The organism is Spirillospora sp. NPDC029432 (assembly GCF_040703975.1).
In the GTDB taxonomy this organism is placed as follows: domain Bacteria; phylum Actinomycetota; class Actinomycetes; order Streptosporangiales; family Streptosporangiaceae; genus Spirillospora.
Genome location: NZ_JBEZWH010000007.1, coordinates 129,795 through 151,013, shown reverse-complemented (window position 1 = coordinate 151,013; position 21,219 = coordinate 129,795). Strand labels below are relative to the sequence as shown.

The 21,219-nt window shown below is 72.1% G+C and carries 19 protein-coding genes; 7 read left to right on the top strand and 12 right to left on the bottom strand.

The features are described 5' to 3' along the window. Positions 1 to 32: 32 nt before the first annotated feature. Together AB0881_RS08125 and AB0881_RS08120 are read right to left on the bottom strand one after the other, a co-directional pair. Positions 33 to 341: a hypothetical protein gene (locus AB0881_RS08125; protein WP_366615270.1), complete on the bottom strand. Its 309-nt coding sequence runs from the start codon at positions 339 to 341 to the stop codon at positions 33 to 35. Further along, on the bottom strand, positions 334 to 855 hold the full coding sequence (locus tag AB0881_RS08120; protein ID WP_366615269.1) for a DUF6668 family protein: 522 nt from the start codon (positions 853 to 855) through the stop codon (positions 334 to 336). The genes AB0881_RS08125 and AB0881_RS08120 overlap by 8 nt, the downstream gene beginning before the upstream one ends. Before the next feature lie 343 nt (positions 856 to 1,198). Between AB0881_RS08120 and AB0881_RS08115 the strand changes: the two genes are divergently transcribed. From AB0881_RS08115 to AB0881_RS08105, 3 genes are all read left to right on the top strand, one after another. Then, positions 1,199 to 2,152 carry a bifunctional lytic transglycosylase/C40 family peptidase gene (locus tag AB0881_RS08115; RefSeq protein WP_366615268.1) on the top strand — a complete coding sequence of 318 codons (954 nt, stop codon included), beginning with the start codon at positions 1,199 to 1,201 and terminating at the stop codon, positions 2,150 to 2,152. Continuing rightward, positions 2,149 to 2,832, top strand: a complete 684-nt coding sequence (locus tag AB0881_RS08110; RefSeq protein ID WP_366615266.1) for a hypothetical protein — start codon at positions 2,149 to 2,151, stop codon at positions 2,830 to 2,832. The genes AB0881_RS08115 and AB0881_RS08110 overlap by 4 nt, the downstream gene beginning before the upstream one ends. A 135-nt stretch (positions 2,833 to 2,967) precedes the next feature. Continuing rightward, positions 2,968 to 3,468, top strand: coding sequence for a hypothetical protein (locus AB0881_RS08105; protein WP_366615264.1), 501 nt, complete (start codon positions 2,968 to 2,970; stop codon positions 3,466 to 3,468). On the opposite strand, the gene AB0881_RS08100 is transcribed toward AB0881_RS08105, so the two are convergent. The 8 genes from AB0881_RS08100 to AB0881_RS08065 all read right to left on the bottom strand — a co-directional run bounded on the left by AB0881_RS08100 (position 3,449) and on the right by AB0881_RS08065 (position 13,284). After that, entirely contained in the window at positions 3,449 to 6,307 is a 2,859-nt protein-coding gene (locus AB0881_RS08100; RefSeq protein WP_366615262.1) for an HAD-IIIC family phosphatase, read from the bottom strand. The two genes, AB0881_RS08105 and AB0881_RS08100, sit on opposite strands and share 20 nt — an antisense overlap. Further along, positions 6,297 to 7,142 (bottom strand): TauD/TfdA family dioxygenase, encoded by an 846-nt coding sequence (locus AB0881_RS08095; protein ID WP_366615261.1) that lies wholly within the window; start codon positions 7,140 to 7,142, stop codon positions 6,297 to 6,299. The genes AB0881_RS08100 and AB0881_RS08095 overlap by 11 nt, the downstream gene beginning before the upstream one ends. Beyond that, a complete protein-coding gene (locus tag AB0881_RS08090; RefSeq protein WP_366615259.1) occupies positions 7,139 to 8,092 on the bottom strand; it encodes a 2OG-Fe(II) oxygenase family protein in 954 nt (317 codons plus the stop codon). The genes AB0881_RS08095 and AB0881_RS08090 overlap by 4 nt, the downstream gene beginning before the upstream one ends. Before the next feature lie 31 nt (positions 8,093 to 8,123). Then, complete coding sequence (locus AB0881_RS08085; RefSeq protein ID WP_366615257.1) at positions 8,124 to 8,975, bottom strand: radical SAM protein; 852 nt, start codon at positions 8,973 to 8,975, stop codon at positions 8,124 to 8,126. Positions 8,976 to 9,027: 52 nt separating this feature from the next. Continuing rightward, positions 9,028 to 10,323, bottom strand: coding sequence for a radical SAM protein (locus tag AB0881_RS08080; protein ID WP_366615255.1), 1,296 nt, complete (start codon positions 10,321 to 10,323; stop codon positions 9,028 to 9,030). Further along, on the bottom strand, positions 10,323 to 11,816 hold the full coding sequence (locus AB0881_RS08075; protein ID WP_366615254.1) for a radical SAM protein: 1,494 nt from the start codon (positions 11,814 to 11,816) through the stop codon (positions 10,323 to 10,325). The genes AB0881_RS08080 and AB0881_RS08075 overlap by 1 nt, the downstream gene beginning before the upstream one ends. Before the next feature lie 27 nt (positions 11,817 to 11,843). After that, complete coding sequence (locus AB0881_RS08070) at positions 11,844 to 12,941, bottom strand: asparagine synthase-related protein (RefSeq protein ID WP_366615252.1); 1,098 nt, start codon at positions 12,939 to 12,941, stop codon at positions 11,844 to 11,846. A 190-nt stretch (positions 12,942 to 13,131) separates the two neighbouring features. Continuing rightward, positions 13,132 to 13,284 carry a hypothetical protein gene (locus AB0881_RS08065; protein WP_366615250.1) on the bottom strand — a complete coding sequence of 51 codons (153 nt, stop codon included), beginning with the start codon at positions 13,282 to 13,284 and terminating at the stop codon, positions 13,132 to 13,134. A 299-nt stretch (positions 13,285 to 13,583) separates the two neighbouring features. Here AB0881_RS08065 and serS point away from each other — a divergent pair, with 299 nt between their 5' ends. Together serS and AB0881_RS08055 are read left to right on the top strand one after the other, a co-directional pair. Then, the gene (gene serS, locus AB0881_RS08060) at positions 13,584 to 14,864 is read left to right on the top strand and encodes a serine--tRNA ligase (RefSeq protein ID WP_366615248.1); all 1,281 of its coding nucleotides are present in this window, start codon (positions 13,584 to 13,586) and stop codon (positions 14,862 to 14,864) included. A gap of 41 nt (positions 14,865 to 14,905) precedes the next feature. Beyond that, on the top strand, positions 14,906 to 15,946 hold the full coding sequence (locus AB0881_RS08055; protein ID WP_366615247.1) for an alcohol dehydrogenase catalytic domain-containing protein: 1,041 nt from the start codon (positions 14,906 to 14,908) through the stop codon (positions 15,944 to 15,946). A 6-nt stretch (positions 15,947 to 15,952) separates the two neighbouring features. Here AB0881_RS08055 and AB0881_RS08050 read toward each other — a convergent pair whose 3' ends face one another. Continuing rightward, positions 15,953 to 17,776 (bottom strand): TraM recognition domain-containing protein, encoded by a 1,824-nt coding sequence (locus AB0881_RS08050; protein WP_366615246.1) that lies wholly within the window; start codon positions 17,774 to 17,776, stop codon positions 15,953 to 15,955. A gap of 144 nt (positions 17,777 to 17,920) precedes the next feature. Beyond that, positions 17,921 to 18,667, bottom strand: a complete 747-nt coding sequence (locus AB0881_RS08045; RefSeq protein ID WP_366615244.1) for a PaaX family transcriptional regulator C-terminal domain-containing protein — start codon at positions 18,665 to 18,667, stop codon at positions 17,921 to 17,923. A gap of 70 nt (positions 18,668 to 18,737) precedes the next feature. Here AB0881_RS08045 and AB0881_RS08040 point away from each other — a divergent pair, with 70 nt between their 5' ends. Further along, positions 18,738 to 19,250 carry a VOC family protein gene (locus AB0881_RS08040; RefSeq protein WP_366615242.1) on the top strand — a complete coding sequence of 171 codons (513 nt, stop codon included), beginning with the start codon at positions 18,738 to 18,740 and terminating at the stop codon, positions 19,248 to 19,250. A gap of 55 nt (positions 19,251 to 19,305) precedes the next feature. After that, positions 19,306 to 21,087, top strand: a complete 1,782-nt coding sequence (locus AB0881_RS08035) for an acyl-CoA dehydrogenase family protein (RefSeq protein WP_366615241.1) — start codon at positions 19,306 to 19,308, stop codon at positions 21,085 to 21,087. Positions 21,088 to 21,219: the final 132 nt, after the last annotated feature.

The window sequence follows — 21,219 nt, the reverse complement described above, 5'->3', positions numbered from 1 at the left end:
ACGGGGGTCGCCCTCCGAAGCGCGGCGTGCTCTCACACGATCGCCCCGACGATCGCCGCCGCCGAACCGACCAGCACGCACGCCCCGCCGACCCAGGCCAGCCCGGAGGCGTGCTCGCCGCCTTCACCGCGCCGGTGCATGACGGCCATCCGGCCGCCGACCATGAGGACGCCGGCGACGCACAGCCCGGTCACGGTCCAGGCCACGAAACCCAGCAGGACCCGCACCTTGTTCTTCAGTTCCTCGGGGACCGGCGCCTGGTTGGGCTTGAAATCGTCGGGATTGGCCATGGCGAGCAGATGGCTGGCGGCGTCGCTTGCGGACGCGAGGAAGCTAGACACCGGAGGCTCCAGGGATGAGTTGCTGCAATTCGGTGGACATCTTCAAGTAGGCGGACGGCATGGACGTCCGGTCGACCGGATCGCCGAGGCGCCAGGCTTCGACCCAGGGCAGCTGCCAGAGGTTCGGGACACCTCCGGAGATCAGGTCCAGCAGTTGCTTCAGCGGCTTGGGAAGCCGCCCGGGGGCGTCGGCCACCGCGGCCAGGCCGAGCAGGTTCACCGCGGGCGGGATGGAGCCGTCGGCCCATTGGCGGATGGCTCCCTGTGCCCACCGCAGGCCGTCCGCGTGCGTGCGGGCCACGAGGACCGCGTTGACGAAGCCCGATTGCGGGGCCGGCCAGTAGCGCCCGGCGTCAACGCTGTTCGGCAGCAGCCGGTGCAGCGTGCTGGTCCCGGCGCCGCCATGGCAGCCGATGAAAAAAACAGGTCCCTGACCAGTGAATCCGTTGGGCAAGGGCCAGAGCGGCAGGCCGCTGAAGGGCCCGGACGCGGCTATCGCGCCGAGCACGTGCATTCCATTTCCGGTCCGTCCGTTACCTGGTCCGGGAGGCGTAGTAGTCAGGGAGCGCCACCCTCAACGCATGTGAGTGCTGGGACGGCAGTGATCGTAGGAGATCAGTCTGACCGAGACCACCGGTTTGATCAAAAGTAGATCAATATGATCAAGAGTGACGCTAAAGACCGCTTGGGTCGATATGTTCTTGAGCCCATGCCAGTGCGTTCGAACGGGAAGGTGCGATCACGTGTCCGTCCACACCGCCCATGACCAAGCCGACCGCTGAATGGACGCCGGTAAGGGGTGCCTGTTCTCCCTGGGCGGAGGGGTCGGCGCACTGGTACTCGCCATGCTTTTCCTGGTGGTGCTTCTCGGGGACGCGGAGGCCGCGTGCACTCCGGGACCCTCGGCCGCGCAGCCGGGTGTGAGCGAGGCCGGTGAGAACACCATCCCGGCCAACTACCTGCGCCTGTACCAGAAGGCCGGCCAGGAGTACGGCGTCGGCTGGCACGTGCTCGCCGGCATCGGCAAGGTCGAGACCGACCACGGACGTTCCAAGCTCCCCGGCGTCCATTCCGGGGAGAACGGGTCCGGTGCCGGCGGGCCGATGCAGTTCATCGGCCCGACCTGGGACGCGTACGGCGTCGACGGCAACGGCGACGACAAGAGGGACCGCTACAACCCCGAGGACGCCATCCCGGGCGCCGCCAACTACCTCAAGGCCAACGGCGCCGGCGACCCCGCCCGGCTCCGCAAGGCCATCTGGCACTACAACCACGCCGACTGGTACGTGGACCTGGTGCTGGAATGGGCCCGCAAGTACGGCTCCAACAAGTTCACCACGGGCGGCGACAACACGGCCGGGACCCAGACCTGCGGCGGCGCCGTGAGCGGCCCGGCCGGCCCCGTGGTCGGCAGGGTGCTGGCGTTCGCGCGGGCGCAGCTCGGCACCCCGTACCAGTGGGGCGGAACCTGCACCAACGCGCGCAAGGACTACGCGTCGCCGCAGAACTGCGACTGCTCCTCGCTGACCATGCGCGCCTACGCCTCGGCCGGGATCACCATCCCCCGGGTCACCTACGACCAGTGGGCGATACCCACGCGGGTCCCCAGCGGTCAGGAACGGGCGGGCGACCTCGTGTTCTTCCGGCCGGGGACGCGCGGCCCCGAGCATGTGGCGCTCGTCGTCGACCCGGTCAAGCGCACCATGATCCACGCCCCCCAGACCGGCGACGTCGTGAAGTACGACAGCTACATGACCGGCCGTACGCCGATGGGGTTCATCCGTCCGCAGGCCAAGGGAGGTGCCTCGTGATCAGGTGCGCGCCCCGCGCCCCCCGTACGCCCCGTACGCCCCGTCCGGCCGGAGCCGCCGCGCCCGGCCGCGCCGCGCTCGCGGTCCTGGTCGCGCTCGCCGCCGCCGGTGGCTGCGGGGGATCCGGCGGCGATTCCGGTGCGGGGGCCGCGGGGGGATCGCGGCAGGCGTCCCCGTCGGGCGGGCCGACCTCCACCGCCGCCCCCGGTACGGCCGCCTCCCCGCCGGGCGCCTCGCCCGGCGCGGCCCCGGCCGGCGGGGCGGTCGACCCCGCCCGGGTCGACCACCGCGACGCCACGGCGGTGTCCAGGGCGGCCGTCCTCACGATGTGGAGCGTCGACTCGGCGACCGACGGCGCGCAGCGCGACGCCTACCGCCGCGCCCGCCCGTTCCTCACCCCCGAGTACTACACCGCCATCGCCGGCGAGACGTCCGGGAAACTCTCCAACGAATGGCTCCGGCACCGCGCCTACGCCAAGGTCCGCGTCGCTCCGCAGCAGGTCGACAGTGGTGCGGGAACGGACACCTCCACCAGTGCCCGCCGCCAATGGGGCATCACCGTGATTCCCACCGGCCGTGACGGCTGGCGGGGCGGAAAGGTGCGCGCGGTGGCATTCGTCAATCTGACCAGGCCCGACGCCTCGGCGCCATGGCGGGTTTCCGCCGTGACGACCGGATGAAGGCGGCGGGCGGGTCGTACGGGCCATTCCGGCCCTTGGCCGGAAGACGCCCCGGCCACTCGTTGAAGAAAAAACGATTCAGCCGGTGAGAGCGCCGGGAAAACGCGGCGGCGGAAGACAGGGAGTGCCTGGGTCATGGACATCGCCCCGGTCGAACGAATGGAGCTCCTGGAGCTGCTGAAAAAGCAGCAGAAGGTGCTGGAACTCCTCGCGGAGCGGCTGGAGCCGGCGGCACCCGCGGCACCGGAGCGGCCGGCCGCGCCCGCGCCGGGACCGATCGACTGGCAGGCCGTCACCGGTGAGGAGCGCCGCCGGCTGCTGCGCGGGCTGGCCGACTTCGTCGACGGGCTGGTCCACCACTACCGGCTGCAGCTGGCCATCCTGCCGTGCTGGTGGCGGCACGCCGACGCGATCGAGGAGCTCTCGGCGCTGTGGCAGGTGCGGCAGGAGACGTTCAAGGCGGGCGTGCGGCCCGGGGCGGCCATGTCCTGGCAGGACACCCTGTACAAGGCCCGCGACCGGACCGCCAACATCCTGAGCTCCTGCCGCGAGGGCCATGTCGAGGCCGTCCTGCCGCTCTGGATGAACGACGGGATCAAGGCCGAGCTCGACGCCTTCATCGCCGGGCAGCGCTGACCTCGTCGAGCAGCGCGGCGACGTCCGGGGCGAACAGGGCCACGTTCTCCGGCTCCATCATGGCCGAGTGCGCCCGCAGCCCGGCCACGGGACGGATCGGGTAGAAGGTCGTCTCCGCCCGGCCCGCCAGGACGCGGTCGAGGACGTGCTCCCGGCCCGAGTCGCTCGCGACCCGGAGGACGTGGCCGTGACCGCTGAACCCGGGCGTGGGCCGGTAGGCGTCGGCGAGGCTCTGGTTCTTCTTCCACACGCACGCCCCGCGCAGCACGTCCATGGGTTCCAGTTCCGGGATGAGCAGGCGGTTGCGCTGGTGCTCGCCGGCGCCGTCGAGGAGCCGGTCGAGCAGCTCCCGCCACACCTTCTCCCGGCCGGCGGCGGGATCCAGCGGTGCCCGGCCGGGGAAGATCCGCCCGTGCAGCGCCGCGAGCGATGCCGCGTCGGTCCGCCACGGGTCGAGCAGGCGGAAGAACCGCGACAGCGCCGGTTCCGGCGCGCCGTCCGGTTCCGGTCCGGGGTCCCGCGGTGCCGCCGGCCGCCGCTCGGGCGGATCGAACAGCAGCAGCGCCGGGACCGGGCCGCCGTCGCGTCCCATCGCGACCGCGGTCTCGTACGCCAGGACGGCCCCGAACGACCAGCCGGCGAGCATGACGCGGCCGCTCCCGGCGGCCCGCGCGATCTCGTCGCGGTAGACGCGGACCAGCGAGGGCAGGTCGAGCAGGCGGTCTCCGTGCCCGGTCAGCTCCGGGGCCTGGGCGAGCAGGACGCCGTGGCGGCCGCCGAGGCCGCGGACGAGCTCCAGGTAGCCGTAGCCGAGCCCGCCGGCCGGGGGCAGGAAGACCAGCGGCACGCCGCCGTCACCGTGCAGCCGGGTGAGGACCGGGACGCGGGACGGAGCCCGGTCCTTAAGGGCTTCGGCCTGCCGCGCCACGGTGGGCAGGGCCAGCACCTCCCCGAGCGTGAGGAGGATGCCGCAGCGCCGGTCGATCTCGGCGCACACCTTCAGCACGTCGACCGAGGTCGCGCCCCAGACGGCGAAGAGGTCGTCGTGGTGCCACAGGTCCTCGATCCCCAGCGCGTCCTCCCATGCCTGCTTGAGGAGCGCCGCCCAGAGTCCGTAGGTGCGGGTGCGGGTGCGGGTGCGGTCGTCGCCGGCGTCCTCGTCGCGGGTGAAGAGCGCGCGGTGGAGCGAGCGCGCGTCGGTCAGCCGTTCGGCGAGATCGGCGAGGAAGGCCCCGGCCCCGGTCTTGTTTTCGCTCCCGTTCCGTGACGCGGGCGAGGCGGGCTCCGGCGCGGGCCGCAGGGCGGGGCGCCGGGGTGACAGGGCCGCCTCGACGGTCAGTTCCGCGCGCGCGTCGTGCCCGTCCCCCTCCGTCCAGGTGGCGCCCGCGGCGGTCAGGAACGACCTCGCGGGCAGGTTGCGGTCGGTGCGGACGACGTCGAAGACCAGCCGGTCGAGGCCGTGCGCGGCGGCCCGGCCGGCGAGCTCCCGCAGCAGCCGGTCCTCCACCTCGCGGTGCAGGACGCGGCAGCTCAGCATCCAGGTCCGCACATGCAGCGCGGCGGGGCCGATCGCGTACTCCAGCACGCCCGTCAGGCCGTAGTCCCCGAAACGGTCGGACACCTCGGCGACCAGGCACGCCCGGTCCGCGCCGGCGATCGCCTCGGCCACCGAGGCCGCGGTCCCGCGCCGGGGCCGGGTGGTGAACTGCGTGACGCGGTCGCTCATCTGGACGATCCGCGCGACATCGCCGGCGGTCGCCTCCCGCAGCTCGACCCGCAGATCCAGTTCGGCGCGGAACCGTTCCGGGTCGCCGGCCAGCGCCTGCGCGCGGCGCCGTCCGGCCTCGGCCCGGTGGTGCTCGGTGCGGTCGATGCCTGCGGCGGCCGCCGGGGGCGGATCGAGCATCCAGGCGTGCCGGAGGAACGCGCCGGCCGCCGCGTCGTCCTGCGGGAAGCGCAGGGTGTGGACGGCGGGAAGCCCGGCCCTCATCCGGGCGCACTCGCCGGGATTGTCGTCGATGAAGACGAACGCGTCGAGGGCGAAGCCCAGCTCCGCGGCCGCCGCGGCGAGCATCTCGGGCTTGGGCCGCCAGCCCGCGTCGATGATCACGAAGTCGTCGGGCGACAGCGGGAAGTCGTGCGCGGCGAACGCGGCCAGCACGTCCCGGCGGTCGTTCTGGGACAGCAGGCACAGCAGGACCCCCTGCCGCCGGCGCTCCAGCAGGAGCTCCTGGAACGCGGCGCGTCCCGGGCCGAGCCGCAGCCCTCCCGGCTCCGTCTCCGCGCACGCGCCGTCCCACAGCGTGTAGTCGGCGTCGACCGCGATCGCCTTGACCGGCGGCCGCGCGCGGGCGTGCAGGACGCGGGCGACGCTCGCGGCGAACGCGGTGTGCAGCTCGTTGCCGTAGACCGGCTGGCCGTCCACGGTGTCGCAGGCCGCGTCGCCCACCGAGTAGAGGCCGATCGTCTCGGCGGGCGTGATCAGGACGGTTCCGTCGATCGGCTCGATCCGGGCGGCCAGCTCCGCGTCGCGCGCGGCGGACCCCGGCGACGGGTAGAGGCAGACGATCGTGCCGTCGCCGGGCCTGTGCGGGCCGTGTGCCAGGCCGGCGGCGAGCGCGTCGGCGTTCTCCTCGAAATCGCTCTCCCAGTCCGCGGTCCGGAGCACGATGACGTCCCAGTCTGGCGGCCGTTCGCGGGCCTCGTGCCGGAAGTGGACCAGGCCGGCGGCCTGCTCCTCGAACCGGACGTCCAGCCCGAGCCGGTCGCACAGCCGGCGCAGCGGGCGCAGCAGCGGGCTCGCCGGGAAGCTCGCGGAAACGGTGGCGTCAATCGTCATCGGCGGAACGCGATCCGATCAGTTCGTGGGCCCGGGGCCGGTAGCCGGGAATGTCGACCTTGGCGTGGCGCAGTTCCCGTACGGAACCGGCGGCGTCGGTGATGGGCTCGCGGGCGTGCAGGACGAACCGGTTGGCGATGATCAGCAGGTCGCCCGCGGCGAGCGGGAACCGGCGCACGGACCCGCTGCCCGCCAGGGCCGCGTCCACCCGCCGCAGGAAGTCCATCGTGTCCGGTGCCGCGCAGCGCGCCCCGTCCCGCTCGACGGCCTGCGCGACCCGGAAGAGCTGCCAGCGCATGCCGTCCCCGGACAGCGCCGGCGCCCGGACCACCCCGCCGCCCAGGCCGGGATCGATCGCCCAGGGGAGCGGCTCCTCGCGCAGCCGGTCGATCGCGGCCGCGCCCAGCCGGGTCCTGATCTCCCGGACCGCGTCGTCCAGGGGAAGGACCAGCGACAGGCCCTCCCCCCGCTGGTCCGGGCGCGTGCACAGCATCAGCGTGGCGTCGTGGCAGGCCGGCCAGTTGGTGCTGTCGGTGTGCAGGTGCTCGGTGAGGACGCCCCAGCCCTCGGCCCGCGACGAGTCCCGCGGCCGCAGCGGCCGCACCGTGAGGAAGCCGGGGTCGGGGTACGGCTGGAGCAGCCGTCCGACGCGGGCGCTGAGAGCGCTGAAGAGCACGTCCTCCGGGTCGAAGTCGAGGCCGCGCAGCACGGTGAAGTAGGGAGGCCGGCGCAGCCGCGCGCGGATCTCCGCGGCCAGCCCGTCGAGCACGTCCGGCGGCGGGCCGTGCCTCCCCGCCGTCGCCTCCGGGCTCTCCGCGAACAGGAACGGGATCATCGCGCGGGCACCCGCTGCCGCAGGGTCTTGTCGGCCAGCCACCGCCGTGTGGTGATCGGGACGGGCGGCGGCGCGCCGGGCCGCGCCGCCCGGTCCAGCGGCTCGATGACGGCGTCCAGGTTGGGGTTGTGGAAGAAGACGAGGCTCTGCCGGCGCGTCTCCGGCCCCGAGCCCGGGGGCGGGTTGACGACCCGGTGGACGGCCGACGCCCACCGGTTCCCGGTCCAGTACGCCATCAGGTCACCGATGTTGACCACGAACGTTCCGGCGGGCGCGGGCACGTCGATCCACCTCCCGTCCGGGTCCCGCACCTGGAGCCCGCCCGGTGCGTCGTCGGCGGCGATGACCGTCAGCGCGCCGAAGTCGGTGTGGGCGCCCGCCCGCAGCGCCCCGGGCGGGGGCTCGACGGCCTGCCGGGGGTAGTTGATCACGCGCAGGAAGTCGGCGCTGCGGTCCAGCTTGTCGGCGAAGAAGCCCGCGGGCGCGTCCAGCGCGTCGGCGAGCAGCGCCATCAACCGCCCGGCCAGGAGATGGGCGGCCCGGTAGTAGGCGAGCAGGGCGTCCCTGAACTCCGGCGGGCGCCGCGGCCAGACGACCGCGGTGAGTCCGGCGCCGGCCCAGGCCGCCCGGTTCTCGGGGACGTCGACGGCGCCGAACGCGAACGCCTCCTTCACGTCCGGCGGCGTCTCCGCGCCCGCCGTCGCCGCCAGGCTCTCGGTGCTCATCGGCGCGTACCCCCGCGAGGAGCCCGGGACACGGAACCGGGCCTTGTAGTCCTCCCCGGCGGCGAAGAACTCCTCGGCGGCCCGTTGGGCATCGCGCACCAGCCCGGGCCGGACACCGTGCCCCGTCAGCAGGAACAGCCCGGTGGTCCGGCACGCCTCGGCGGCCAGGCGCGCGGCCTCCCGGCGCTCCGCGGCGGTGCCCGACCCGTGGTCCCGCAGGTCCACGACGGGGAGCGTGGGCTCGTTCCGCACCGGATCAGGCCGATCGCTCGGCCAGCAGCTGCCCGCACCCGGCCTGGATCTCGCGGCCCTTGCTGGGCATCGCCTTGGCCATCAGCCCGGCCTCGGTGAGCAGCTCCCGGAAGTCGTGCACGCGCTCGTCCCCGATGCGGCGGAAGTCGAACCCGGGGATCTCGTTCCACAGCAGGAGATGGACCTCGAACAGCGCGGGATCCAGCAGGTCGATCAGCCGGTGGGCGTCCTCGATGGCGTCGTTGACCGACTCGAAGAGCAGGTAGTTGACGATCACGCGCCGCCCCCTGGTCCGGGCGAAGTGCCGGGACGCCTCCAGGATCTCCTCGATCCCCCACTTCCGGGTCGTGGGGATCAGCTGCCGCCGCGTCTCGTTCAGCGTCGCGTGCAGGGAGACGTGCAGCTGGACGTAGGTCTCCTCCTCGGCGAGCCGGTAGATGCGCGGGACGACCCCGGACGTCGTCGCCGACACGACCTCGATGCCGGTCCACTCGTACAGCCGGCGGGACGCCTCCAGGGTGTTGTCGTAGTTGAGCAGCGGCTCGCCCATCCCGGAGAGCGTGACGAAGCGCCACGGCACCTCCATGCCGCGCTCCCGGCAGTCCCGGTCGACCTCGACGGCCTGCGCCACGATCTCGTCCGCCGTCAGGTTCCGCGCGGGACGCTGCAGCGCCGTGGCGCAGAACGTGCAGCCGACGGCGCAGCCGGTCTGCGTCGACAGGCACTGCCCCGGCCCGGCGTGGTGGGAGAAGAAGACGGTCTCGACCCGCCGGCCGTCATGGAGGGTCCACAGGTACTTGACCGTCCCCTCATCGTCGACATGCCGCTCGGTCAGCTGAAGAAGACTGTCGGTCATGGTCACTCCCGTCGGATCCGGCCTGTCCGGCCGTGCGCTGGCTGCTGTCGCCCTACAGGAAGAAGCTGTGCGCCGGTTGCGGCAGCACCGCGCGCAGGTCGTCGATCCACGAGCGCACCTCGGACAGGCGGCCCTGGCTCCGAAAGGCCTCGATCTCGCGGAACAGCCGGTTGAAGAAGTACCCCCTCCCGTTGCTCGGGCAGTTGGTGGCGTAGCAGTCGGTGCTGCGCACCATGTCCAGGACGGCGCGCCTGCCGGGCCCGTTCCACAGGGCGTCCACGCTGTTCTTCGCGACGTTGCCGATGAAGTAGTCGGGGTTGCCGTACCGGTCGGAGCAGACGACCATGTCGCCGTTCGGGGTCACCTCGGAGAACCAGCCCGCCGACAGGCAGCCGAGCCCGTCGGCGGTCGCGCCCGCCCGGCCCTCCGCGCCGCCCGCGGGCGGCGCGTCGTCGGGGACGACGACGTCCACCCCGGCCCGCTCCAGCCTCCGCCGGCCGGGCGCGTCCGCGCCCATGACGCGGAGGAAGCGCTCGGCCGTGTCGTCGCGGACCTCCAGCTGCGCGGTGTAGAACGGGAAGGCCGGCCGGAAGATCGCGTAGTCGATGCTGCCCTCGCCGTACTCGTCGACCAGCCGGCAGAGGTGGTCGACGGTGTCCTCCAGGTCGCCCAGGTTGCGCTCGTCCACCACCACCGACACCCCGACGAGGGTGTCCGAACGGCGCTGCGCCCGCACCTCCGCCAGCCGCCGCAGGTTCTGCATGACCCGCTCCGCGTAGCCGCGCCGCGGATCGTAGTCGTGGTGGACGCGGTGCACCTCCGGATCGACCGCGTTCAGGCTGACCCTGACGAAGACGAGGTTGGCGTCGAACAGCTCGTCGATCCGGCGGCGGTTGAGCAGGCTGCCGTTGGTGAACAGGCACTGCGGCAGGCCGAGCCGGTCGGCCTTCAGGGCCGCCGGGTACAGCAGCGGGTTCATCGTGGGCTCGCCGCCCACCCACATGATCCCCACCCCGTGCGGAGCGAGGTGCTCCAGCACGTGGTCGATCTTGTTCTCCCGCATCACGGTCAGCGGGGTGGCGCGCGGATGGCTGAAGACGTCGTCGTCCGACCAGTCCTCGCGCGCGCTGCGGCAGCTGCACCACGGGCACGCGAAGTTGCACAGGTACGTCGGCGACAGCTCCACGTGCAGCGGCCGCACCTCGTCGTAGCGGCCCTCCAGGACCAGGTCCACCCGGTCCTTCCAGAAGACCCACTGGCCCGCCTCCTTACGGGCCAGCCGGAACTCCTCCGCGCTGCCGTACCCGCCGACCCGGTGCGGCAGCGGCCACCTGGTTCGTGCTCCCATCAGACGAAGAACGAGTGACCGAGCGGGTGGGTGACCTCGCGCAGGTCGTCCATCCACTGCCGGACCTCCGCGAGCCGGCCCGCCTGGCGCATCCGTTCGATCTGGTGGAAGACGCGGTTGTGGTGGTGGCCGCGGGAGTTGTGCGGGCAGGCGGTCTTGAAGCACTGCTTGGCGTTGATGCCGTCCAGCACCTCCTGGCGCCGGTCCGACCGCCAGATCTCGTCGAGGGTGTTCTCGAAGAGGTTGCCGATCGTGTACTCCGGGTTGCCGTAGGAGTCCGAGCAGAGCTGGACGTCGCCGTTGTGGCGGATCTCCCCGTACATCCCGTACGACAGGCACTCGGTGGCCTCGTACTCGGTGTCCTCGGGCGGCTCCTCGTAGGAGTCCTTGATGAGGATCAGCGGGATGCCGAGATCGTTGAAGATCTTCCAGACCTCGCCGCCCTCGCTGACGAGCTCCTGCGCCCGCTCCTTGGTCCCTTCGCGGACCTTGGCCCAGTCCTTCTCGAAGTGGCTGTAGTTCATGACCGGACGGGCGATGACGTAGTCGATGCCCGGCCCCGCCTCGTCCACCACCGCGCGGATCTCCTCGGCCGCGGCGATGGTGTCCTCCATGTTCCGCTCGTCGGTGATCAGGGAGATCCCCACGAGCGTGCGCGCGCCGCGCTCCAGCTTGCGCTTGGCGAGCGCCCGCATGTTCTGCTTGACGCGGTCGAAGTAGTCCCAGTCGCGCGGGTAGCCGTGGAACTTGCTGTACGCCTCCTCCGTGCCGCAGTTGAGGCTGATGCGGATGAGGATGGGGTCGGCGTCGAGGCAGCGGTCGACCTCGAGGAAGGTGCCGTTGGTGAGGAAGCTGGCGGAGATGCCCTTGCGGCGGGCGTAGGCCATGCCGTCGTAGGTGAACGGGTTGGCGGTGGGGTCGCCGCCTCCCCACACGATGCCCATCTGCTCGTCGGTGCGCTGCTCGGCGAGCTGGTCGATGACCCGGCGCAGCCCCTCGGGGTGCATCGTGTTCTTCTTCTCGACCTCGGTGTTGTGGTCCCAGGTGCCGCCCTCCACCCACTTCGTGCGGGTCACCCGCCGGGTGCAGTGCGGGCACTTGAAGTTGCACACCAGGGTGAAGATGCCCTCGAAGTGGGCGGCCGGAATCTCGTGGTAGCGGCCCTCCAGGACCATCTCCGCGCGATTCTTCCAATGCACCCACTGGGCCATGTACTTGGGCGCCTTGAGGAACTCGGAATACGTGCCGTACTCGCCGACGCGGTCGGGCATCGGGTACGCCGTACGTCCGGCGATCTTCGGGAGCCAGGCCCCGGCGTACGGCTGGAGCGGGGAGATCAGCTCTTCATTGGAGAAGAGCGCCTCGTGGTCATTGACCTGGAAGATCTGGTGGCCGTCGACGACCCCTTCGGGACGGAGCGGTTCGACCGTGCGGGCGTCGACTATCGGAAGGCGGCGATGGGGGCTGCGCTTGTTTCCGGCGGGGGTTGCCATATCAGTACTCCAGCTTCCGCGTCGCGTTCACCTGTCGATCCACCCGTGCCGGTCCAGTAGCCGGCAAACGTCGCACCAGCCGGACCAGGTATCCGATCCCGCGGTTTGCAGCGCGACGGAACCGCCGCAGTTTCCGCATTGCTCATGGCGCGGTGCCGTATCGGGAGCGGTACGCGCGTGAGCGGTGAACATCCAGTTCTCGATGCCCGGCCAGTACCACTGCATTTGGTCGGCCATGTAGTAGTAGAAATTGCGGTCGGTGGGGTTGAACTCCCACTGGTTGGGCGTGGTCTGCTTCGGCGTGTGCCCCGTCCGGTGCGTGTAGTACAGGTGCAGCTCGCGTTTGGGAGTGAACGCCAGCGGCAGGACGTACGTGTACGGGCCGACCCGCCGGCTCGGCGCGGGGCCGACGGAGAAGCCGGTGGTGTACGCGTTGAGCAGCCCGGCGAGCAGGTCGGTCGTGTGCAGCCCCAAGGCGATCTTCTTGACGCCCAGCTCGTCCGCGTAGACCTCCAGCACCCGGCGGGTGGAGTGGTGGTCGGCGTACATCGCCAGGTGGGCGTCGTCGGTCTCCATAAGGTGCATGAGGATCTGCGCCATCGGGCGGTTGAGGTGGAAGACCTTCTCGGCGTACCCGGCCTCGATGACGTGGTGCGAGACGGAGTGGCGCTCGGCGAGCCCGCGCGCGAAGTCGAAGGTCTCGGACCACTTGCTGTCGAAGTCCTGGAACGTCGCCGCGTGGATGAGCGGGCCGTCGGCCCCCATGGCGTCCCGGTAGGCCGCGAGGAGCATCAGGAGGGAGCCGCTGTCCACGCCGCCGGACAGTCCCAGGAGGATCGGCTCGTTCGGCTCGAGGAGCCCGAACTCGCCGATCGTCTCGCGCACGATGCCCTCGACGTGGGCCGCGGCGGTCTCCAGGGTGAGCGGGGTGGTCTCCATGTTCAGAGCGCCGGTCGGGGCGACCGACAGGCGCCTTCGCACGTACTCGGCGCTCGAATCGTGGCTCTGGAAAAGGCGGCGGATCCCGGTGATGTCGTAACCCTCGATCAGCCGGCTCACATAAGAGCTGTCGGGGTCCATGACATGGTGGTCGGGGACGATGACGTCATCATCGCGATAGGTCACGGTCGAAGTGGGGGGAATCGCGTTGCGCAGGAGAGCGGAGGCGACGGTGTCCCCCGGCTGTGCGATCAGGCTGTGCAATCCGCCCCGTCGGTCGAGCAGGGAAAGAATAGGCACGGGTCTCCGGTGGGTCAAGAGCGGCGAGGACGGCGGGCCGGGCGCCCGATGGAAACGGTTCGAGCGCCCGGACCGTTCACTTACTGGCGCGCGGGTCCGCGCAGCACGTGCGGAACCGAATGAGGTCCGCGTCGCGCTTGGCGGCCACCTCGCTCAGCGCCGATAGGAGCGTCGTCGGGCGAACGGGGGTTGTGGTCGTGGCTTTTTCGGCCAGGGTCGAGACCGTCATCGGGAGCCATCCTTCCCTTGTGAACATGACCGATGATCAAGGGCAGTGTCACTGTAAGTCGGCGGGCTGGGATCAACAAGATGTCCGGGTAAACATTATTTTTCCCCGAAGGATAGGTTTATCCCGCTGACCTGCGGGCGGGCGCCGGAGGCCGTTCCCCCTTCCCTTCCGCGGCACCCGCCGGGGCCGGCCCGCGATCCCGTGTGACGGCGCGCACGTCCCGATGCCCGTATGTCGTTAGCGGTGCTCGGCGACTGTCACTAGAGTCAAGGTGCTCGATAAGCGCCTTGGAGGGGCAGATGATCGACCCGAACCTGTTGCTGGACGACACCGAAGCCGTCACCGCCGCCTTGGGCAAGAAGGGCGTCTCGGCGGAGTCGGTGTCGGAGGCCAGGGACGCCCTCGTCGAGCGGAGGTCGCTGCTCAGCGCCCTCGAACGCGACCGCGCCGAGATGAACCGCCGTTCCAAGCAGGTCGGCAGGCTGATGGCCACCCGGGACCCGGCGGCGGAGGAGGAGCGCCGGCTCCTCGGCGACCTCAAGACCAGGATCGGCGAGGCGGAGGACGCCTACCGCGCGGCCAACGAGCGGTTCCGCGACCTCATGCTCCGGCTGCCCAACCTGCCGGACCCCGCGGCGCCCGAGGGCTCGGACGAGGCCGACAACGTCGTCGTCCGCTACGAGGGGCCGCCGGCGGAGCAGTTCAAGGCCGGCGAGTACCGGCCGCACTGGGACATCGCCACCGACCTCGGCATCTTCGACGCCGACCGCGCCGCGAAGCTGAGCGGGTCGGGCTTCGCGCTGCTCTACGGGGACGGGGCCCGGCTGCTGCGCGGGCTGGTGCAGTTCGGCCTGGACCTGCACCGGGAGACCTATACCGAGGTGCTGGTCCCGCACATGGTGCGCGGCCCCCTCATGGTCGGCACCGGCCACCTGCCCAAGTTCGCCGACGACGCCTACAGCATCCAGCCCGACGACCTCTGGCTGATCCCGACCGGCGAGGTCCCGCTGACGGGCCTCCACCAGGACGAGATCCTCGCGCCGGACGAGCTGCCCAAGCGCTACATGACGCACACGGCCTGCTTCCGCCGGGAGGCGGGCTCGGCGGGCAAGGACACCCGCGGCTTCCAGCGCGTCCACGAGTTCCACAAGGTGGAGCTGGTCCGCATCTGCACGCCCGACACCGTCCAGCAGGAGTACGACGAGCTGCTCGCCGACTGCGAGCGCGCCCTGCGGACGCTGGAGCTGCCGTACCGGGTCGTCGACCTCTGCGGCGGCGACCTGACCTTCTCCTCGTCCCGGATCTTCGACCTGGAGGTCTACGCGCCCGGCGTCGAGCGCTGGCTGGAGGTCTCCTCGGTCGGCAACTTCACCGACTACCAGGCGCGCCGCGGCAACATCCGGTACCGGACCGAGAGCGGGAAGACCGCGCCGGTGTTCACGCTGAACGGTTCGGCGATCGCGACCCCGCGCCTGTGGGCGGCGCTCATCGAGCACGGGCAGCGGCCGGACGGCTCGGTCGAGCTTCCCGAGGCGCTGGAGCCCTACGTCGGCACCCGCGTGATCGAACCGCGGCGGTGAGGCCCGCCGGCCGGGCCGGCGCGCGGCGCTAGGCGGCGCGGATGAGGGCGGCGGTCCTGTACGGCCCCGGCGACGTGCGCGTGGAGGAGGTCCCGGACCCGCGGATCACCGCGCCGACGGACGCGCTGGTGCGGGTGCTCCTCGCCGGGGTCTGCGGCAGCGACCTCTGGGCGTACCGCCGGGGGGCGGCGCCGGGTCCGGGCATCCGGATCGGCCACGAGTTCGTCGGTGTGGTGACGCGGGTCGGGGACCGGGTCGGCACCGTCCGGCCCGGCGACGTCGTCGTCGCGCCGTTCCGGTGGTCCGACGGCACCTGCGAGTTCTGCCGTGCGGGCCTGCACACGTCCTGCCTGAACGGGGGGTCCTGGGGCGGCGCCCTCGACGGCGGCCAGGGCGAGGCGGTGCGGGTCCCGCTGGCCGACGGGACGCTCGTGCCCGTTCCCGCCGGTCCCGACGATCCGCGGCTGCCCGCCGTCCTGGCGCTCGCCGACGTGATGTGCACCGGCGAGCACGCCGCGCGCGCCGCCCGGGTCGGCCCCGGCGGCGACGTCGCGGTCATCGGTGACGGAGCGGTCGCGCTGTGCGCCGTCCTGGCGGCCGCCAGACACGGCGCCCGGCGGATCGCGGTGGCGGGCGCGCACCCGGACCGGCTGCGGCTGGCGGAGGCGTTCGGCGCCACGGACGTGCTGACCGCGCGCGGCGGCGAGGCGGTCGAGTGGCTGCGCGGGCTCTCCGGCGGGCACGGCTTCCCGTCGGTCCTGGAGTGCGTCGGCACCGGCCTGGCCCTCCGCACCGCGCTGGACGCCGCCCGGCCCGGCGGCGCGGTGGGCTACGTGGGGGTGCCGCAGGACGGGGAGGGCGTCGACGTCCGCACCTTCTTCCGCCGCAACGTCACCCTCGCCGGCGGAGTCACACCCGCGCGGGCCTACATCGCCGGGCTCCTGCCCGAGGTCCTGAGCGGTGCCCTCGACCCGTCGCCCGTCTTCGACCGCACGGTCGGCCTCGACGCGGTGCCCGACGGGTACGCGGCGATGGCGCGGCGCGAGGCGCTCAAGGTCATGGTCGATCTGCGCGGCGGCTGAGCGGCGTCAGGGCCGGTCCGTGGTGAGGTCTCCGGCGGCCGGTGCGGAGGTGATGCCGGGCGCCTCGGACGTGTACTGCACGATCAGCCGTTCGGTCTCGCTCTTGCCCTTGGCGATCTCGTCACCGTCCTCGCGCTTCCACCAGGGGGTCAGCCGGACCTCGACGGGGCGGGCGGAGCGGGCGACGACGACGGCGGTGCCGAACTTCATCGTCCGGATCTCCTCCGGTGACAGCACGTCCTTGTCGGTGTCGCGGACCTTGCCCATGAGGCGGGAGACGTCCTCGAGGTCGTCGACGTTGCCGGCCCCGCCCATGATCACGCGTACCGCCGCGTTGTCCCACATGATCATCGCCTCGTGCTCGCCCCACTTGGCGCGCGCCTGGGAGAGCGACTGCAGGTAGACGTGCAGCGCGATGGAGAAACCGCCGGAGTCGCCCATGTACCCGGGCAGGCTCGGCATCGGCGAGATGTGGGCGGCCTCGTTCAGCTCCACGGTGAGCGGCGGGTCCAGGCGGCTGGACGGCATCTTCGTCGCCTCCTTGCGGGCGGAGTCGAAGAGGTCCTCCATCATCGCGGTCACCACGGGGGCGATCCCGCCGGTCTTCTGCTCCTTGCCGAGGACGTACAGCGTGTTGCGGCCGGAGAGGAACGCCTTCATGTCGAACTGCTCGTCCGGGCCCGGCGAGCAGGCGTCCAGGACGCTCGGGTCGGAGAAGCAGGCGAGGATCTGGATGAGTCCCGGCCAGATGCGCCCGCCCATGCTGTTGTTGGCCACCATCAGGGACTCCAGCTGGCCCGCCCACCCGACCGCTGCCTTGCCCTCGCTCTCGCCCTTGCGCAGCAGGTTGAGCGGTTCGGTGTTGTTCGGCTGGTAGGCCCAGCGCATGATGTCGCGCATCGTGTGGCCGCCGATCGCGGCCGCGTGCAGGTAGCAGCGCAGGATGGACGTCTGCCCCGCCACCAGGAACGCGGCGTCACCCGTCACCTCGAACCCGCTGGCGTCGACGAAGGTGCCCGCCCGGATGGCGGCCGTGTTCGGGTTCTCGCAGCCGTTGATCGGTGACCAGCGCAGCCGTTCCGGCCAGCGGGTCATGCCGTTGGGGTCGAACACGTACACGTCGCCGAGCTTGGCCCGCATGGCGTAGGTGTTGGTGAACGCGTCGGACCGGGTGGACGTCACGATGCAGGCGCCGGGGGCGTCGATCGTGAAGGGCGCGCAGAAGTGCACGTCCTTTCCCTGGCGGGGCGGCGCCAGGATGATGAACACGTCCTCCACGGAGGAGTAGAGCTTCTGCCGCGAGCGGATGTCGCGTCCCAGGTAGAAGCCGATGTCGCCGGGCTCGACGCGGCGCCGCCAGTTCTTGGTGGACGGCCGTACCGAGCCGGCCTTCTTGGCGAGGGCCTCGACGCCGAGCATCTTGCGGATCTCGTTGCCGGAGGCGAAGCCCAGGCGCAGCCGCCGGAACTCCCGGCGGCGCCGCCAGTTCAGCGCGAACCGGACGAGGCGGTACGAGGCCCAGCCGGTCATCACCATGAAGACCAGGAGGACGGCGAGGAAGAGCCACCCCGGTCCCAGCGCGGCCGCGGCCCCGGCGGGCCACGCGGCGGCGAAGTCGCCGGGGTCCCGCACGAGCCGCAGGGCGATGCCGAAGGAGTCCAGCGGGCTGGAATCGGGCCATCCCGCGCCGCTCAGCACGCCGGACAGCTGGCCGGCCAGCCAGATCACGAGGCAGCAGAAGGCCGCGATCGCGACGACGACGTTGACGATCGTCATCAGGAAGGCGAAGGTGGCGTCCTCGAGGTCGTCGCCTCTTCTGTCATCCCGCACGAGGTCTCCTCCGGCCGGTATGGAGCGACTGCGTCGGTATCGCGTGGGGAACGCGACTTCATGATCACGTCAGTGTAGGGGCGCCGCGGCCGCGCGGGCGGTGGATTCCGGGCAGTACGGGGGCTTGCGGGCTCCGCGTTCCGTTCAGGTGGAGATGTGCTCCGTCAGCACCTGTTCGAAGCCGGTCTCGAAGCGTTCGTAGTGCGCGCGGAGCTCCGGGCCGGGCCACCCGGCGGGCAGCAGGTCGGCGGGCAGCAGCGGGTCGCGGAGCAGGTGGCGCAGCACGGCGGCGGAGACGGTGAACTGCTCGGCGAGCGAACCCGCGGCGTCGAGCGCGGCCCGCAGCTCGCGCGCCGTGCCGGCCCAGCCGTCCAGGTCCCAGAGCGAGGCCGCCAGTGCGGACGGGTCCTCCTCGGGACGCCCCGAGAGGAACGCGCACTGCCGCTGGACGATCTCCGGCCGCGACCGGCCGAGGTTGGCGGGCCGGAGCCAGGTCCCCTCGCGCAGCTCGGCCAGCCGCAGCGCCGACATGGCCTGGCGGAGCGCGGCGCGTTCGGCGGCGGGGCGGCGGCGCTCGGCGGTGACGACGGCGATCTCCCAGGTGCCGTCCCAGGGGCGGGTGCGGGGGAAGCGGCTCTCGTCCTGCCGGGCCTGCCGCTGGACGAGCCGCTCGGTCAGCTCGTAGACACCGCCCCGTTCCGGGATCTGGACGAGGTCGCCGGCGGCCACCATCCGCGAGAGGGCGACCCGGATCGTCCCCTCGGCGATCCCGAACAGCTCCCCCACGCGGACGGCCTGCCGCGCGCCGATCCGGGGCGGGTGCGAGCCCAGCAGCGTGCTCAGCACGACCGAGCGCGCGGTGAGGGGACGCAGGTCCGGAGCGTTCGCCATGCACGCCAGCATGCACCAACCGGCGGCGGCGCGGAGTCTAGGACAGGAACCGGCCTATACGGCTCCTAGCGTGGACGAAGACGCGAACAAGGAGGCACGCATGTCGGTCAAGGCGATCCCCGAGGGCTACACCGCCGTGACGCCGTGGATCATCAACCGGGACACGGCCGGGGTCATCGACTACCTGGAGCGGGCGTTCGGCGCCGAGGAGCTGGGCCGGGTCGTGGACGAGAACGGTGTCATCGGGCACGCGGAGGTGCGGATCGGCGGCGCGGTCGTGATGCTGTTCGACGCGCGGCCGGAGTGGCCGGCGACGCCGGCGTTCCTGCGGCTGTACGTGGCGGACGCGCGGGCCGTCCACCGGCGGGCGGTGGAGGCGGGCGGCACGGCGGTCTCGGAGGTCACGCACCTGGCGTTCGGGGACCTGGTCGGGCGGGTGCGCGACCCGTTCGGGAACCTCTACTGGATCCAGACCAGGATCGAGGACGTGACCGAGGAGGAGATGGCCGGGCGCTGGAGCGACCCGGTCTTCGCCCGGAACATGGAGTACATGCAGGGCGCGGACTTCTTCCCCGGACGGTGACGGTCTGGCGATTACAGGATTTCATCACGTGTCATAAGAGTGTAATGTCCGGGGCATGGCGTCCTATCTGATCGAGCCCGTGGACCGGCTGCCGTTCGGCGGACCGGAGAAGGCGCGGCGGTACGCGACCGAGCGGTACCAGGGGGCCGTTGGCCTCAACTGGTACACCAGCGACCCGACCCTCCGGTTCCTGATGCGCCGCCACCTGGGCGCGGCGGGGCTGGAGTGGGCCGAGCCGCGGCTGGCCGAGCTGGGGGCGCTGATGGGCGGGCCGATCGCCGAGCGCGCCGAGGAGACCGACCGGAACCCGCCCCGGCTGGAGAAGTACGACCGGTGGGGGCGGGACGTCAGCCGGGTCGTCATGCCGCCGTCGTTCGAGGCGGCGCGGGCGGACCTGGTCGCCACGAGCTTCACCCGGCCGGAGTTCGTCGCCGCGGCGAAGGCGGCCGGGGTCGATCCGGCGCCGCTGGGCGTGGCGTGGAGCTACCTGCTCGACCAGGCCGACATCGGGATGGCGTGCGCGCTCGGCACGGGCGGCGACATGGTGGTGGGGCTGACCGAGCTGTTCGCGCCCGAGGACGTCAAGGCCCGGGTACGGGAGATCTTCGCGGCCGGGGAGTTCTCCGGCGAGGCGGCGCAGATGCTCACCGAGCGGTCCGGCGGCTCCGACCTCGGCGCGCTGGAGGCGACGGCGGTGCCGGACGGGGACGCCTGGCGGCTGGACGGCTTCAAGTGGTTCGCCTCCAACGCCAACGGGTCGGCGTTCGTGGTGCTGGCCAAGCCCGAGGGCGCGGTGGACGGGGTGCGCGGCATCGCGCCGTTCCTCGTCCTGACCGAGCGGCGGGACGGCTCGCGGAACGGCGTGCGGATCCGGCGGCTCAAGGACAAGCTGGGCACCCGGTCGGTCGCGTCCGCCGAGATCGAGTTCACCGGCGCGGAGGCGTTCCTGCTGGCCCCCGCAACCAGTGCGCCCGTGGAGGGGCAGGCCGGGGACGGCAAGGGGCTGGCCCGGATGATGGAGCTGACCAACGGCGCCCGGCTCGGGATTGCGGCGATGGGGCTGGGCTGCGCGCGCCGCTCGCTGGTCGAGTCGCTGTGCTACGCGCGGGCCCGCGAGGCGTTCGGGGCGCCGCTGTACGACCAGCCGCTGATGCGCCGCAAGCTGGCCGAGCTGATCGTGGAGACGGAGGCGGCGCAGGCGCTGGTGTTCGACGGCTACCTGGGCCGGCCGCGGCTGCGGATCGGCGCGGCGCTGATCAAGCTGCGTACCGCGCGGCTCGGTGTCACGGCGGCCAGCGACGCGATCGAGATCCACGGCGGGAACGGCTACATCGAGCAGTGGCCGGTGGCGCGGATCCTGCGGGACGCGCAGGTCAACCCGATCTGGGAGGGCGGCGACAACATCCTGTGCCTGGACGTGCGGCGCGGGATGGAGCGGGAGCGGGCGCACCTGCCGTTCCTGGAACGGCTGGACGAGGCCGCGGCGCGGGCTCCGGAGGGCGACGACGCGACGGCGGATCTCGTCCGGCGGCGGATCGGCGACCTGCGCGAGGCGATCGGCCGCTGGCACGGCCTGGACCGGGCGACCGCGGAGGCGCGGCTCTACCCGCTGGCGCTGTACATGGCGGACGTGTACGCGGCGGCGCTGCTGCTGGAGCAGGCCGGCTGGGAGCGTTCGGAGCTGGGCACGGACCGGAAGGCGCTGGTCGCGCGCCTGTACGCCGGCGCCCGCCTGGCCGACCGCGGGCCGCTGCGCGGGATCGACGGCCCGGCCGAGGATCTGGAGCGCTTCAAGGACCTGGCGGACGGGGCGCTCGTGGACACCCGCCCCGAATGAGGAGCGAGGGACGAGGGAAGGCGCCGCCTGGAGGAGCCCCGTAGGCGACCGGAAAACACTGTGATTGGGTGATCTTCGGCGATATGTGATCGAGACGGTTGACCGAATGGGATTCGGGTTCTAGGTTCCGTT